The 12,165-nt window shown below is 61.9% G+C and carries 9 protein-coding genes; 8 read left to right on the top strand and 1 reads right to left on the bottom strand.

Features of this window, described 5'->3' with window-relative positions:
* Positions 1 to 175: 175 nt before the first annotated feature.
* From AC1MDC_RS07455 to trxC, 5 genes are all read left to right on the top strand, one after another.
* The gene (locus AC1MDC_RS07455; RefSeq protein WP_227234207.1) at positions 176 to 1,801 is read left to right on the top strand and encodes a methyl-accepting chemotaxis protein; all 1,626 of its coding nucleotides are present in this window, start codon (positions 176 to 178) and stop codon (positions 1,799 to 1,801) included.
* A gap of 301 nt (positions 1,802 to 2,102) precedes the next feature.
* Positions 2,103 to 3,845 (top strand): potassium/proton antiporter, encoded by a 1,743-nt coding sequence (locus AC1MDC_RS07460; RefSeq protein ID WP_085701081.1) that lies wholly within the window; start codon positions 2,103 to 2,105, stop codon positions 3,843 to 3,845.
* A 34-nt stretch (positions 3,846 to 3,879) separates the two neighbouring features.
* Positions 3,880 to 7,233, top strand: coding sequence for a mechanosensitive channel MscK (mscK, locus tag AC1MDC_RS07465; protein WP_085701082.1), 3,354 nt, complete (start codon positions 3,880 to 3,882; stop codon positions 7,231 to 7,233).
* A 48-nt stretch (positions 7,234 to 7,281) separates the two neighbouring features.
* Complete coding sequence (selO, locus tag AC1MDC_RS07470) at positions 7,282 to 8,745, top strand: protein adenylyltransferase SelO (protein WP_480392774.1); 1,464 nt, start codon at positions 7,282 to 7,284, stop codon at positions 8,743 to 8,745.
* A gap of 81 nt (positions 8,746 to 8,826) precedes the next feature.
* Positions 8,827 to 9,261 carry a thioredoxin TrxC gene (gene trxC, locus AC1MDC_RS07475; protein WP_011332109.1) on the top strand — a complete coding sequence of 145 codons (435 nt, stop codon included), beginning with the start codon at positions 8,827 to 8,829 and terminating at the stop codon, positions 9,259 to 9,261.
* Between the two features lie 7 nt (positions 9,262 to 9,268).
* Here the strand turns inward: trxC and AC1MDC_RS07480 are convergent, their stop codons facing one another.
* Positions 9,269 to 10,039, bottom strand: coding sequence for a ParA family protein (locus AC1MDC_RS07480; protein WP_064382864.1), 771 nt, complete (start codon positions 10,037 to 10,039; stop codon positions 9,269 to 9,271).
* Positions 10,040 to 10,409: 370 nt separating this feature from the next.
* Between AC1MDC_RS07480 and AC1MDC_RS07485 the strand changes: the two genes are divergently transcribed.
* Genes AC1MDC_RS07485 through AC1MDC_RS07495 form a run of 3 tightly spaced genes read left to right on the top strand, consistent with a single transcriptional unit; the run spans position 10,410 to position 12,161 of the window.
* The gene (locus tag AC1MDC_RS07485; protein ID WP_480392775.1) at positions 10,410 to 11,135 is read left to right on the top strand and encodes a beta-ketoacyl synthase chain length factor; all 726 of its coding nucleotides are present in this window, start codon (positions 10,410 to 10,412) and stop codon (positions 11,133 to 11,135) included.
* The gene (locus tag AC1MDC_RS07490) at positions 11,111 to 11,920 is read left to right on the top strand and encodes a lysophospholipid acyltransferase family protein (RefSeq protein WP_085704983.1); all 810 of its coding nucleotides are present in this window, start codon (positions 11,111 to 11,113) and stop codon (positions 11,918 to 11,920) included. The genes AC1MDC_RS07485 and AC1MDC_RS07490 overlap by 25 nt, the downstream gene beginning before the upstream one ends.
* Positions 11,901 to 12,161, top strand: coding sequence for a phosphopantetheine-binding protein (locus AC1MDC_RS07495; protein WP_085701087.1), 261 nt, complete (start codon positions 11,901 to 11,903; stop codon positions 12,159 to 12,161). The genes AC1MDC_RS07490 and AC1MDC_RS07495 overlap by 20 nt, the downstream gene beginning before the upstream one ends.
* The last annotated feature ends 4 nt before the right edge of the window (positions 12,162 to 12,165 follow it).

Below are 12,165 nucleotides of genomic sequence, written 5' to 3' on the forward strand. Positions count from 1 at the left end.
CGTTCTCGCGAGTCTTAGAGACTGTGATCTGCCGATCTGGTTCCTGCACTTCGTCGCTTGCGTGCGGATGCGACAAATACGCACACCGACTCAAGACTTTAGTCGTATGACCGATAAGTCACCCAACAGCAGTCTCAGCCCGCACGGATGCGGCCCTTCTTTGGTATCCGCCTCCATGTCCCTTCGCAATATGAACATCGCCCCCCGGGCGTTCACCGGTTTTGCCCTGATCGGCGGCCTGATGCTGATTCTCGGCATATTCGCCCTGAACCAGATGAGCAAGATCCGCGCAGCAGGCGAAGACATCGCCACCGCCAGCGTGCCTTCGATCAAGGCCCTGGACGAATTCACCCAGTTGACCCTGCGCCTGCGCGTGCTGTCGTATCGGTTGCTGATCAACCGTGAGCCGGACGTCCAGCAAAAAACCATCGAGCTGTTCGATTTGCGCAACCGGCAGATCGCCGACGCGCAACGCGCCTACGAGCCGCTGATCGAAGGCCCGCAAGAACGCGCGGCTTACGATCAGTACGTGCAATTGCTGGCGCAGTACCGTCAACTCGAAGACCGCATGAAGACTCTGTCGCGCAACAATCAGGTCGACGAATTGCGGCAGATGCTCAACACCGATTTGCTCGCCAACTCCGAAGCGGTGAATACCGCCCTCGCGCGTTTGCTGGAGATCAACACCCAACAGATCGCCGAGACCAATCAGGGCGCCACTGATCAGTATTCGATGTCGTTCAATCTGGTGGTGACGCTGCTGGTGATTGCCACCGGCCTGACCTTGCTGTTCGCCTGGCTGCTGACCGTCAGCATCACCAAGCCGATCGCCAAGGCACTGGATGCCGCGGAAACCATCGCCGAAGGCAACCTGACCCAGCCGATCCATGTGGATGGCAGCGACGAAGCCGGACGCCTGCTGGCGGCCATGGCCAAGATGCAGTCGAAACTGCGCGACACCCTGCAGCGGATTTCCGGCTCGGCTACGCAACTGGCGTCCGCCGCCGAAGAGCTCAACAGCGTCACCGACGAAAGCGCCCGTGGCCTGACCCAGCAGAACAACGAAATCGAGCAGGCCGCCACTGCGGTCAACGAAATGACCAGCGCTGTTGAAGAAGTCGCGCGCAACGCCGTCAGCACGTCCGAAGCTTCGAAGAATGCCACCACCTCCGCCGGCGACGGCCGCGATCTGGTGCAGGAAACCGTCAGCGCCATCGAACGCATGAGCGCCGACGTGCAGAGCACTGCGACACTGATCGGCGATCTGGCCAACGAATCCCGCGATATCGGCAAGGTACTGGACGTGATTCGCGGCCTGGCCGACCAGACCAACCTGCTGGCACTCAACGCTGCGATTGAAGCGGCCCGTGCCGGTGAGGCCGGTCGTGGTTTTGCCGTGGTGGCTGACGAAGTGCGGGCCCTGGCGCATCGCACCCAGCAGTCGACCAGTGAAATCGAGCGCATGATCGGCAGCATCCAGAGCGGCACCGAACACGCGGTGGATTCGATGCGCAACAGCACCGAGCGCGCCGAGTCGACCCTGAACATCGCCCGTGGCGCCGGCCTGTCGCTGGACACCATCAACACCGCCATCGTGGAAATCAACGAGCGCAATCTGGTGATCGCCAGCGCCGCCGAAGAACAGGCGCAAGTGGCGCGGGAAGTGGATCGCAACCTGGTGAACATCCGCGATCTGTCGGTGCAATCGGCGACCGGCGCGAATCAGACCAGTGCGGCGAGTAACGAACTGTCGCGTCTGGCGCTGGATCTGAACAATATGGTTGGGCGGTTTAGCCTCTAAGCCTCTGCATCGATCGTTCCCACGTCGAACCGTCTGCGTGGGAATACAGTCGCCCTCCGCGTTGATCGTTCCCACGCTCTGCGTGGGAATGCAGCCCGGGACGCTCCGCGTCCCAGAAGCGGACGCAGAGCTGTCCATTGAAGCATTCCCACGCGGACGGTTCGACGCCTCGACGTGGGAACGATCGCCTCCTCTGGTACAAAACCTTTTTGACAGCATCACATTTCAACAGGTTAGAATCGCTGGCACGCAGACTGCATGGTCAGTTTGTGCCCGTCTTTCCGCTTCTGGAGTACTGCCTTTGAATGCGACGACCATCAACAGCCTGTTCTTGATCGGCGCGTTGCTGGTAGGCGCAAGCATTCTTGTCAGCTCCCTTTCCTCCCGTCTCGGCATCCCGATTCTGGTGATCATCCTTGCAGTCGGCATGACTGCCGGGGTCGATGGCGGCGGCATCATTTTCGATAACTACCCGACGGCCTATCTGGTCGGCAACCTCGCACTGGCAGTGATCCTGCTCGACGGCGGCTTGCGCACCCGGGTGTCGAGTTTCCGCGTGGCCCTGTGGCCGGCCTTGTCGCTGGCCACGGTCGGCGTCCTTATCACCACCGGCCTCACCGGCATGGCCGCCGCGTGGCTGTTCGACCTTAATCTGATCCAAGGCCTGCTGATCGGCGCCATCGTCGGTTCCACAGACGCCGCGGCGGTGTTCTCGCTGCTCGGCGGCAAGGGCCTGAACGAGCGGGTGACCGCCAGTCTGGAAATCGAGTCCGGCAGCAACGACCCGATGGCAGTGTTCCTCACCGTGACCCTGATCGACATGCTCGCCAGCGGCCAGACCGGCCTGCACTGGAGCCTGCTGACCCACCTGATCCGCGAGTTCGGCATCGGTGGCGTGATCGGCCTCGGCGGCGGCTGGCTGATGCTGCAACTGGTCAACCGGATCAATCTGGCCGCCGGCCTGTATCCGATTCTGGTGATCGCCGGCGGTCTGGTGGTGTTCGCCCTGACCAACGCCCTGCACGGCAGCGGCTTCCTCGCCGTGTACCTGTGTGGCCTGGTGATCGGCAACCGCCCGGTGCGCAGCCGTCACGGCATCTTGCACATGCTCGACGGCATGGCGTGGCTGGCGCAGATCGGCATGTTTCTGGTGCTGGGTTTGCTGGTCACTCCGCACGATCTGCTGCCGATCGCCTTGCCTGCCCTGGGCCTGGCGCTGTGGATGATCCTGTTCGCACGGCCGCTGTCGGTGGTGGTCGGGCTGCTGCCGTTCAAGGCCTTCCATGGCCGCGAAAAAGCCTTCATTTCCTGGGTCGGCCTGCGTGGCGCGGTGCCGATCATTCTGGCGGTGTTCCCGCTGATGGCCGGGCTGCCGAATGCGCAGCTGTACTTCAACCTCGCCTTCTTTATCGTGTTGGTGTCGCTGCTGGTGCAGGGCACGAGCCTGCCGTGGGTGGCCAAGCTGCTCAAGGTGACAGTACCGCCGGAGCCGGCACCAATCTCCCGCGCCGCCCTCGAAGTACACGTCACCAGCGAGTGGGAACTGTTCGTCTACAAGCTCGGCGCGGAAAAATGGTGCATCGGTTCGCCCCTGCGCGAACTGAAAATGCCCGAAGGCACCCGTATCGCAGCCCTGTTTCGCGGCCAGCAACTGCTCCATCCGTCGGGTAGTACGGTGCTGGAAGTCGATGATTTGCTGTGTGTTATCGGCCATGAACACAACCTTCCGGCCCTCGGAAAACTGTTCAGCCAGGCGCCGCAACGCGGCCTCGACCTGCGCTTCTTCGGCGACTTCGTACTTGAAGGAGACGCCCAGCTCAAAGCGGTTGCCGCCCTGTACGGCCTGCCCGCCGAAGGCATCGACCCGGACATGACCTTGGGCCACTTCATTGCTCAGAAAGTCGGCGGTGCACCGATCGTTGGCGACCAGGTGGAATGGAACAACACCCACTGGACGGTTGCGGTCATGGACGGGAACAAGATCGGCAAAGTGGGCGTCAGATTCCCCGAAGGAAGTCGCCCAGGCCCCGGGCTCTTCCTCTAAACTGCGTCCACTCCAACTTGCTTGACCGGTCTCTATGCCTACCCTGCGCTCCTTTTTCGTCGCGGCCCTGCTGGGCCTGAGTCTTACTGTCGGCCCGCTGCAAGCCGCCGAACCGCCGTCCAGCGAAGCCGTGCAGGCCAGTCTGGACAAGATCGCCGACAGCAAACTGCCCGACGCCGATAAAAAGACCCTGCAAACGGTCCTGCAAAACACGCTGAACCAGCTCAATAACCGGCGTGACTACGAGCAGAAGCTGATCGATCTCAAGCAGCAACTGGCCTCGGCACCGAAGCAAACCATCGAGAACACCCGCGAACTGACCCGCCTCAAGGCCAGCGCCGTGGTGCCGGTGGCGCAGCGCTTCCCCAAGGAAAACATCCAGCAGCTGGAGCAGATGCTCACCGAGCGCTCGACCCAGCAAAGCGATCTGCAAAAGGCCCTGGCCGAAGCCAACAGCCTGATCATCACCGCCCAGACCCGCCCCGAGCGCGCCCAGGCCGAGATCTCCAGCAGCCAGACGCGCATCCAGCAGATCAACAACATCCTCAAGACCGGCAAGGACGGCGGCAAGCCCCTGAGCGCCGAGCAACGCGACCAGCTCAACGCCGAGCTGGCCGCCCTGAACGCGCTGATCCCGCTGCGTCGGCAGGAACTGGCCGGCAACAACCAGTTGCAGGATCTGGGCAACAGTCAGCATGACCTGCTCTCGGAGAAATCCGACCGCCTGGACCGCGAGATCCAGGAACTGCAAACCCTGATCAACCAGAAGCGTCTGGCCCTGTCTCAAGAGACCGTGACCCAGCAATCGATCGAGGCGCAGAAGTCCGGCAGCAGCACCCTGCTCGCCACCGAAAGCGCGGCCAACCTCAAGCTCTCCGACTACCTGCTCAAGAGCACCGACCGCCTCAACGAAGTCACCCAGCAGAACCTGCAGACCAAACAGCAACTGGACAGCGTGACCCAGAGCGATTCGGCCCTCGACGAGCAGATCAACGTGCTCAAGGGCAGCCTGCTGCTGTCGAAGATTCTCTATAAACAGAAACAGGCCCTGCCACGCCTCAAGGTCGATCGCGACCTGGCGGACCAGATCGCCGATATTCGTCTGTATCAGTTCGAAGTCAGCCAGCAGCGAGAACTGCTGAGCAACCCGACGGCTTACGTCGACAACCTGCTGTCCACCCAGCCGCCGGAGCAAGTCACGCCGCAACTGCGCAAAAGCCTGCTGGAACTGGCCAACACCCGCGCCGACCTGCTGGAGCGTCTGAACCGCGAACTGAGCGCGATGCTCAACGAGTCGATTACCCTGCAACTGAACCAGAAACAACTGCTGAGCACCGCGCAGAGCCTGCGCGCGACGCTCGACGAGCAGATGTTCTGGATTCCGAGCAACAAGCCACTGGACGCCGAATGGATGCGCGGCGTGCCGGAACGCCTCAAGCGTCAGATCGACACCTTGCCGCTGGCCTCAAGCTTCAGTGAACTGACCGACGGCCTGACCCAGCGACCGCTGTTGTTCCTGCCGCTGGCGCTGCTGATCGGCGCGTTGCTGTGGCGCCGCAAGCAGTTGTATTCGCGCCTGAACAAGGTTCACCAGGACATCGGTCACTTCAAACGTGACAGCCAGTGGCACACGCCGCAGGCGATTCTGATCAATATTTTGCTGGCGATGCCGGTGGCGCTGGGCCTGGCCCTGTGCGGGCTGGCGTTGCAGATCGACGCCCGCGGGCAGAACGCCAACATGGGCGCGGCGCTGCTGCAAATGGCCCAGGCATGGCTGGTGTTCTACACCGCTTACCGGATCCTCGCGCCGGGCGGCGTGGCCGAATTGCACTTCCGCTGGGAAAAGCCGCAGGTCGAATTCCTGCAAGGCTGGGTCCGTCGCCTCGGACTGGTGGTCATGGCACTGGTGGCGGTGGTGGCGGTTGCCGAGTTGCAACCGGCGGCGCTGGCCGACGATGTCATCGGCATGCCGGTGGTGCTGACCTGCTACGCCCTGATGGCATGGCTGCTCAGCCGCCTGCTGATCAGCAGCCCGACCCACGAAAACGCCTCGCTGTTCCGCAAGGCCGTAGGCGTGATGTTCACCCTGCTGCCTATCGCGCTGTTCGTCGCTGTGTGCTTCGGCTACTACTACACCGCGCTGAAGCTCAGCGACCGTTTGATCAACACGCTGTATCTGCTGATGTTCTGGCTGGTGATCGAGGCCACTTTCGTCCGTGGTCTGGCGGTCGCGGCCCGCCGCCTGGCTTACCAGCGCGCCCTGGCCAAACGTCAGGCTGCGAAGGAAGCCGGCGATGGCGAAGCGGTGATCGAAGAGCCAACCCTGGACATCGAGAAGGTCAACGAACAGTCCTTGCGCCTGATCCGTCTGGCCCTGCTCGGCGGCTTCATCGCCGCGCTGTACTGGGTCTGGGCCGACCTGATCACCGTGTTCTCGTACCTCGACAACATCACCCTCTACGAATACACCAGCGGCACCGGCGCCAACATGAGCATGGTGCCGATCAGCATCGGCGACATGCTCGGCGCGCTGATCATCATCGGCATTACCTTTGCGCTCGCCCGCAACTTGCCGGGCCTGCTGGAAGTGTTCGTACTGTCGAAACTCAATCTGGCCCAGGGCAGTGCCTACGCGACCACGACACTGCTGTCGTACGTGATCGCCGGGGTCGGTTTCGTCTCGACCCTGTCGACCCTCGGCGTGAGCTGGGACAAGTTGCAGTGGCTGGTGGCGGCGCTCTCTGTGGGCCTCGGTTTCGGCATGCAGGAGATCTTCGCGAACTTCATCTCCGGCATCATGATCCTGTTCGAGCGCCCGGTGCGGATCGGCGACACCATCACTATCGGCAACCTGTCGGGCACGGTGAGCAAGATCCGCATCCGCGCCACGACCATCACCGACTTCGACCGCAAGGACATCATTGTCCCGAACAAGACGTTCATCACCGGGCAACTGATCAACTGGTCGCTGACCGACACCATCACCCGGGTGACCCTGAAACTCGGCGTGGATTACGGTTCGGATCTGGATCTGGTCAAGGAACTGCTGCTCAAGGCCGCCCGGGAAAACCCGCGCGTGCTCAAGGAACCCGAGCCGCACGTGTACTTCCTCAACTTCGGCGAAAGCACTCTCGATCATGAACTGCGCATGCATGTGCGCGACCTCGGTGACCGCAACCCGGTGCTCGACGAGGTCAACCGCTTCATCAACCGTGAGTTCAAGAAGCAGCACATCAACATCTCGTTCCGGCAGATGGAGGTGTACCTGAAGAACCTGCACGGCCAGGAATACAAGATGGTGCCGATCGAGCCGGAAACCAAAACCATCGTCCCGGTCAGCGACGAGCAAAAACCGCTGCAAGAGCCGCCGCCCGCCAAACTCGACTAACCGGACTAATCCCAGCAGAATGCTCGGACATTCTGCTGGAGCCGGCCCTTGAAAGCCCTCGACGAACTGACCTTCGACAACCGCTTCGCCCGCCTGGGCGACGCGTTCTCGGCCCATGTGCTGCCCGAACCGATCGACAATCCGCGACTGGTGGTCGCCAGCCCGGCGGCCCTCGCGCTGCTGGATCTGCAACCGGCGGCGGCTGACACCCGGGAATTCGCTGAATTGTTCGGCGGCCACAAGTTGTGGGCCGATGCCGAGCCACGGGCGATGGTTTATTCCGGGCATCAATTCGGCGGGTACACGCCGCAACTGGGCGATGGTCGCGGGCTGTTGCTGGGCGAGGTTTACAATGCGGCCGGCGAACACTGGGACTTGCATCTGAAGGGCGCCGGGCAGACGCCGTTCTCGCGCATGGGCGATGGTCGCGCAGTGCTGCGCTCCTCGATTCGTGAATTTCTCGCCTCCGAAGCGCTGTATGCGCTGAAAATCCCCTCGTCACGCGCCGCCTGCGTGATCGGCTCCGACACTCCGGTCTGGCGTGAGAAACAGGAGCGCGCCGCGATGGTGCTGCGCCTGGCGCCGAGCCACATTCGCTTCGGCCATTTCGAATATTTCTATTACACCAAGCGTCCCGAACAGCAGAAGCAGCTCGGCGAGCACGTGCTGGCGATGCACTACCCCGAATGCCTGGAACAGCCGGAACCGTATCTGGCGATGTTCCGCGAGATCGTCGAGCGCAACGCCGAACTGATCGCCAAATGGCAGGCCTACGGTTTTTGCCACGGGGTGATGAACACCGACAACATGTCGATCCTCGGCATTACCTTCGACTTCGGCCCGTTCGCCTTCCTCGACGATTTCGACGCGAACTTCATCTGCAACCACTCCGATGATCAGGGCCGCTACTCCTTCAGCAATCAGGTGCCGGTCGGCCAGTGGAACCTCAGCGCCCTGGCCCAGGCCCTGACGCCGTTCATCAGCGTCGAAGCCCTGCGCGAAACGCTCGGCCTGTACCTGCCGCTGTTCCAGGCGCACTACCTCGACCTGATGCGCCGCCGTTTCGGCTTCACCACTGCCGAGGACGACGACCAGCAGTTGCTGGAGCAACTGCTGCAACTGATGCAGAACAGCGGCGTCGACTACACGCTGTTCTTCCGCCGCCTGGGCGAAGAGTCAGCCGAACAGGCCGTCGCTCGCCTGCGCGATGACTTCGTCGATATCAAAGGTTTCGATGCCTGGGGCGAGCGTTATGTCGCCCGTGTCGCACGCGACGGCGCGACCGATCAGGAACAGCGCCGTGCGCGGATGCATGCGGTGAACCCGCTGTACATCCTGCGCAATTATCTGGCGCAGAAGGCGATTGATGCGGCCGAGCAGGGTGACTACTCCGAGGTACGGCGGCTGCATGCGGTGTTGAGCAATCCATTCGAGGAACAGCCTGGAATGGAAAGCTATGCGGAACGGCCGCCGGAGTGGGGCAAGCATCTGGAGATCAGTTGTTCGTCGTAAGCGGGAACGACTGCACCTTGATAATCGATCCGTACGGCTCCAGATCAGTCGTACGATCCCGTTTTATTCATTGAGCTGATCATGACCGACCCACTCCTCATCCCCTGCCCCTCCTGCAACGGCCTCAACCGCATCCCCGCCGAGCGCCTCAACGATCATCCGAAGTGCGGCCGCTGCAAGTCCGAAGTGCTGTTGAACAAACCGTTTGAACTCAAGCAAGGCGATTACGCCAGTCAGATCAAGGGCGATCTGCCGTTGCTGGTGGACGTGTGGGCGGACTGGTGCGGGCCGTGCAAGTCGTTTGCGCCGGTGTTCGAGCAGGCGGCTGCGCAGCTGGCAGGCAAGTGCCGGCTGGCCAAGCTGGACAGCGAGGCCAATCAGCAGTTGTCGGCGCAGTTGGGGATTCGTTCGATTCCGAGCCTGATTCTGTTGCGCAACGGCCGGGAAGTGGCCCGTCAGAGCGGGGCCTTCCCGTTGCCGCAGTTGATGGCCTGGCTGCGCAGCCAGGGCATCTGACAAGGCTTCAGGCGTCTTCGAGCAGGTTGTGCAGTTCCACGAACTGCTGCGTCAGCTTGTGCCGCGGGTCGAGATGGATCAGCGGCATACTGGCCTGATGCGACTCGCGCATGCGCACTGAGCTGGCGAGGTAGACCGGCAATACCGGCAGGCCCTCGGCGATCAGTTCGTCGAGGATCTGCTGCGGCAGGCTGGCCCGGGCCTGGAACTGGTTGACCACAATGCCTTCGACTTCCAGGCCTTCGTTGTGGTCTTCCTTCAACTCGTCGATCTCGGCGATCAGACCGTACAGGGCCTGACGCGAGAAGCTGTCGCAGTCAAAGGGAATCAGTACCCGATCGGCGGCAATCAGTGCCGAGACCGCATAGAAATTCAGCGCCGGCGGCGTATCCAGATAGATCCGGTCGTAATCTTCCGACAATTCGTCGAGCAGCTTTCGCAGCTTGTTGATCTTGTGTTTGGCCTCGAGCTTGGGTTGCAAGTCGGCCAGTTCGGCGGTGGCGGTGATGATGTGCAGGTTGTCGAACGGCGTTTCGTAGATATCCGCCTGATTCTTTTTCGAGAACGGCCCGGAAGACAGGGTCTGCTTGAAGAAGTCGGCAATGCCCATCGGAATGTCATCACCCGTGAGCCCGGTCAGATACTGAGTGGAGTTGGCTTGGGCATCGAGGTCCACCAACAGCGTGCGATAACCCTCGCTGGCGCTCACCGCCGCCAGATTGCAGGCAATGCTGGATTTGCCCACGCCACCTTTCTGATTGAACACCACGCGCCGCATGACAAAACCTCCGTGTATCAAAGAATGACCGAGTGTAGTGGTGCCCGGTGCCGGTTCGCTACCTCGATGGATACGGACTACAGAGTCAGGCGCCAATATCCCAATGAATACGGGGCAAAGACACCCGTTGATCGCCGATTCGCCCGACAGACAGACACCCGACAATCTGGATAATGGCCAAGTGACAGTTTTCTGCTGCGTACCATTCGGTCCATTTCACTGCGCAAAATGTAACCGGCATTTGCTACACACTCGTCGCACCGGGATAATGCGCGCCACCCGGCGCCACGCGCCATGCCATTTCAGGCTAAATCAGCTCAGCGGCGACGTTGGCGAAACCGCGTCAAATCGGCCCGCAGGGGCGGGATAAATGTCCGTGATCAACTTCAACATCGCCCAATGGCGCGCCTGGGCTCCCGGGCTCGACAGCGTGGAAGCCTGGCAGGCCTGGAGCCGACAACCGGTCGTGCTCGAAAGCAGCGATGCCGCACCCGATGTGTCGTTTCTGCCGGCCATGCAGCGCCGTCGTCTCAGCCGTCTGGCGCGGATGGCGTTCAGCGTCGGCTGGCCGCTGGCCGACGGTCGGGAAAATCTGCCGCTGGTCTTTGTCTCCCGGCATGGCGAAACCCCGCGCACCTTTGAAATCCTCAGCGATCTGGCTAACGAACAGCCGCTGTCGCCGACCCAGTTCAGCCTGTCGGTGCACAACGCGATCATCGGCCTGTGGTCGATCATGCGCGGCGAAACCAGCGAAATGACCGCCCTCGCCGCGGCCGGCGACGGCCTCGAACACGGCATGCTCGAAGCCGCCACATTGCTCAACGAAGGCGCCCCGGCAGTATTGCTGGTGATCACCGAGGAACAACCGCCCGAAGCCTATTCGGCGTGGGTCGACGACGTTCCGTTTCCCTATGCGGTCGGGCTGTTGCTCACCCCCGGTACCGACTGGCGGCTGACCCTGAACAGCGCCCCGCAAGCAGTGTCAAAACCGCAGTGGCCCCATGCACTGAATCTGCTGCGAACCCTGCTCGGTCAGCAACCCCATTGCCAACATGCCTGGAAGACTCGTCTATGGACCTGGCAACGCAACCTGTAATCGGAAAAAACCGCGATGCCTATTACTGGCGTCTGCTGGCCACCGCCACCAGCTTCGCCCTGTTCGGGCTCGGTGGCCTGTGCCTGCGCCTGCTGGTATTCCCATTGCTCGGTTGCCTGCCGGGCGACGCCATTGCGCATCGCGAACGGGCGCGCCAGACCGTCAGCCGGCTGTTCTGGTTTTTCGTCCGGTTCATGGCCCGTACCGGCGTGCTGACCTACGACATCCAGGGCGCCGAACGTCTGGGCCGTCCGGGGCAGATGATCATCGCCAATCACCCGTCGCTGATCGATGTGGTGTTCCTGATCGGCCTGGTGCGCCGGGCCAACTGCGTGGTGAAGAAAAGCCTGTGGGAAAACCCCTTCACCCGTGGCCCGCTGCGCAGCACCGAATACATCAGCAACGACGGCAGCATGGACATGCTCGATGCCGCCGCCAACGCGCTGCAAAGCGGCCAGACCCTGATCATTTTTCCCGAAGGCACCCGCACCCAACCGGGCCAGGCGCCAGCCTTTCATCGGGGCGCAGCGGCCATTGCACTGCGCGGTGCGAAAATCGTCACCCCGGTGGTCATCCAGGTCAGTCCGACCACCCTGACCAAGGCCGAACCCTGGTATCGCATCCCCAGTCGCCGCGTGCACTTCAGTTTTCGCGTCGGGGCCGATATAGACCCACAGACTTTTGCCGCGCAGGGACCTGCCCCGCAGGCTTCGCGCAAGCTCAATGACTATTTGCACCAATTCTTTATCAAGGAGCTCGCCGAAGATGAGCGATCTAAACCGTGACATCAAAGAGCTGATCATCGACGCCCTGGGCCTCGAAGACATCAGCGCAGAGGACATCGGCGACGACCAGACGCTGTTCGGCGAAGGCCTGGGCCTGGACTCCGTCGACGCTCTGGAGCTCGGCCTGGCGATTCAGAAAAAGTACGGCATCAAGATCGACGCCGACGCCAAGGACACCCGCAACCATTTCACCAACGTGGCGAGCCTTGCGGCGTTCGTCACTGCAAAACAGGCAGCTTGAGACC

This window comes from Pseudomonas sp. 1, from assembly GCF_056626735.1.

What these genes read in the sequence shown, in the direction of transcription:
- AC1MDC_RS07455 (WP_227234207.1), top strand. Translation starts at nt 176, where the DNA reads ATGTCCCTTCGCAATATGAACATCGCCCCCCGGGCGTTCACCGGTTTT.
- mscK (WP_085701082.1), top strand. Translation starts at nt 3,880, where the DNA reads ATGCCTACCCTGCGCTCCTTTTTCGTCGCGGCCCTGCTGGGCCTGAGT.
- trxC (WP_011332109.1), top strand. Translation starts at nt 8,827, where the DNA reads ATGACCGACCCACTCCTCATCCCCTGCCCCTCCTGCAACGGCCTCAAC.
- AC1MDC_RS07480 (WP_064382864.1), bottom strand. Translation starts at nt 10,039, where the DNA reads ATGCGGCGCGTGGTGTTCAATCAGAAAGGTGGCGTGGGCAAATCCAGC.
- AC1MDC_RS07485 (WP_480392775.1), top strand. Translation starts at nt 10,410, where the DNA reads ATGTCCGTGATCAACTTCAACATCGCCCAATGGCGCGCCTGGGCTCCC.
- AC1MDC_RS07490 (WP_085704983.1), top strand. Translation starts at nt 11,111, where the DNA reads ATGGACCTGGCAACGCAACCTGTAATCGGAAAAAACCGCGATGCCTAT.
- AC1MDC_RS07495 (WP_085701087.1), top strand. Translation starts at nt 11,901, where the DNA reads ATGAGCGATCTAAACCGTGACATCAAAGAGCTGATCATCGACGCCCTG.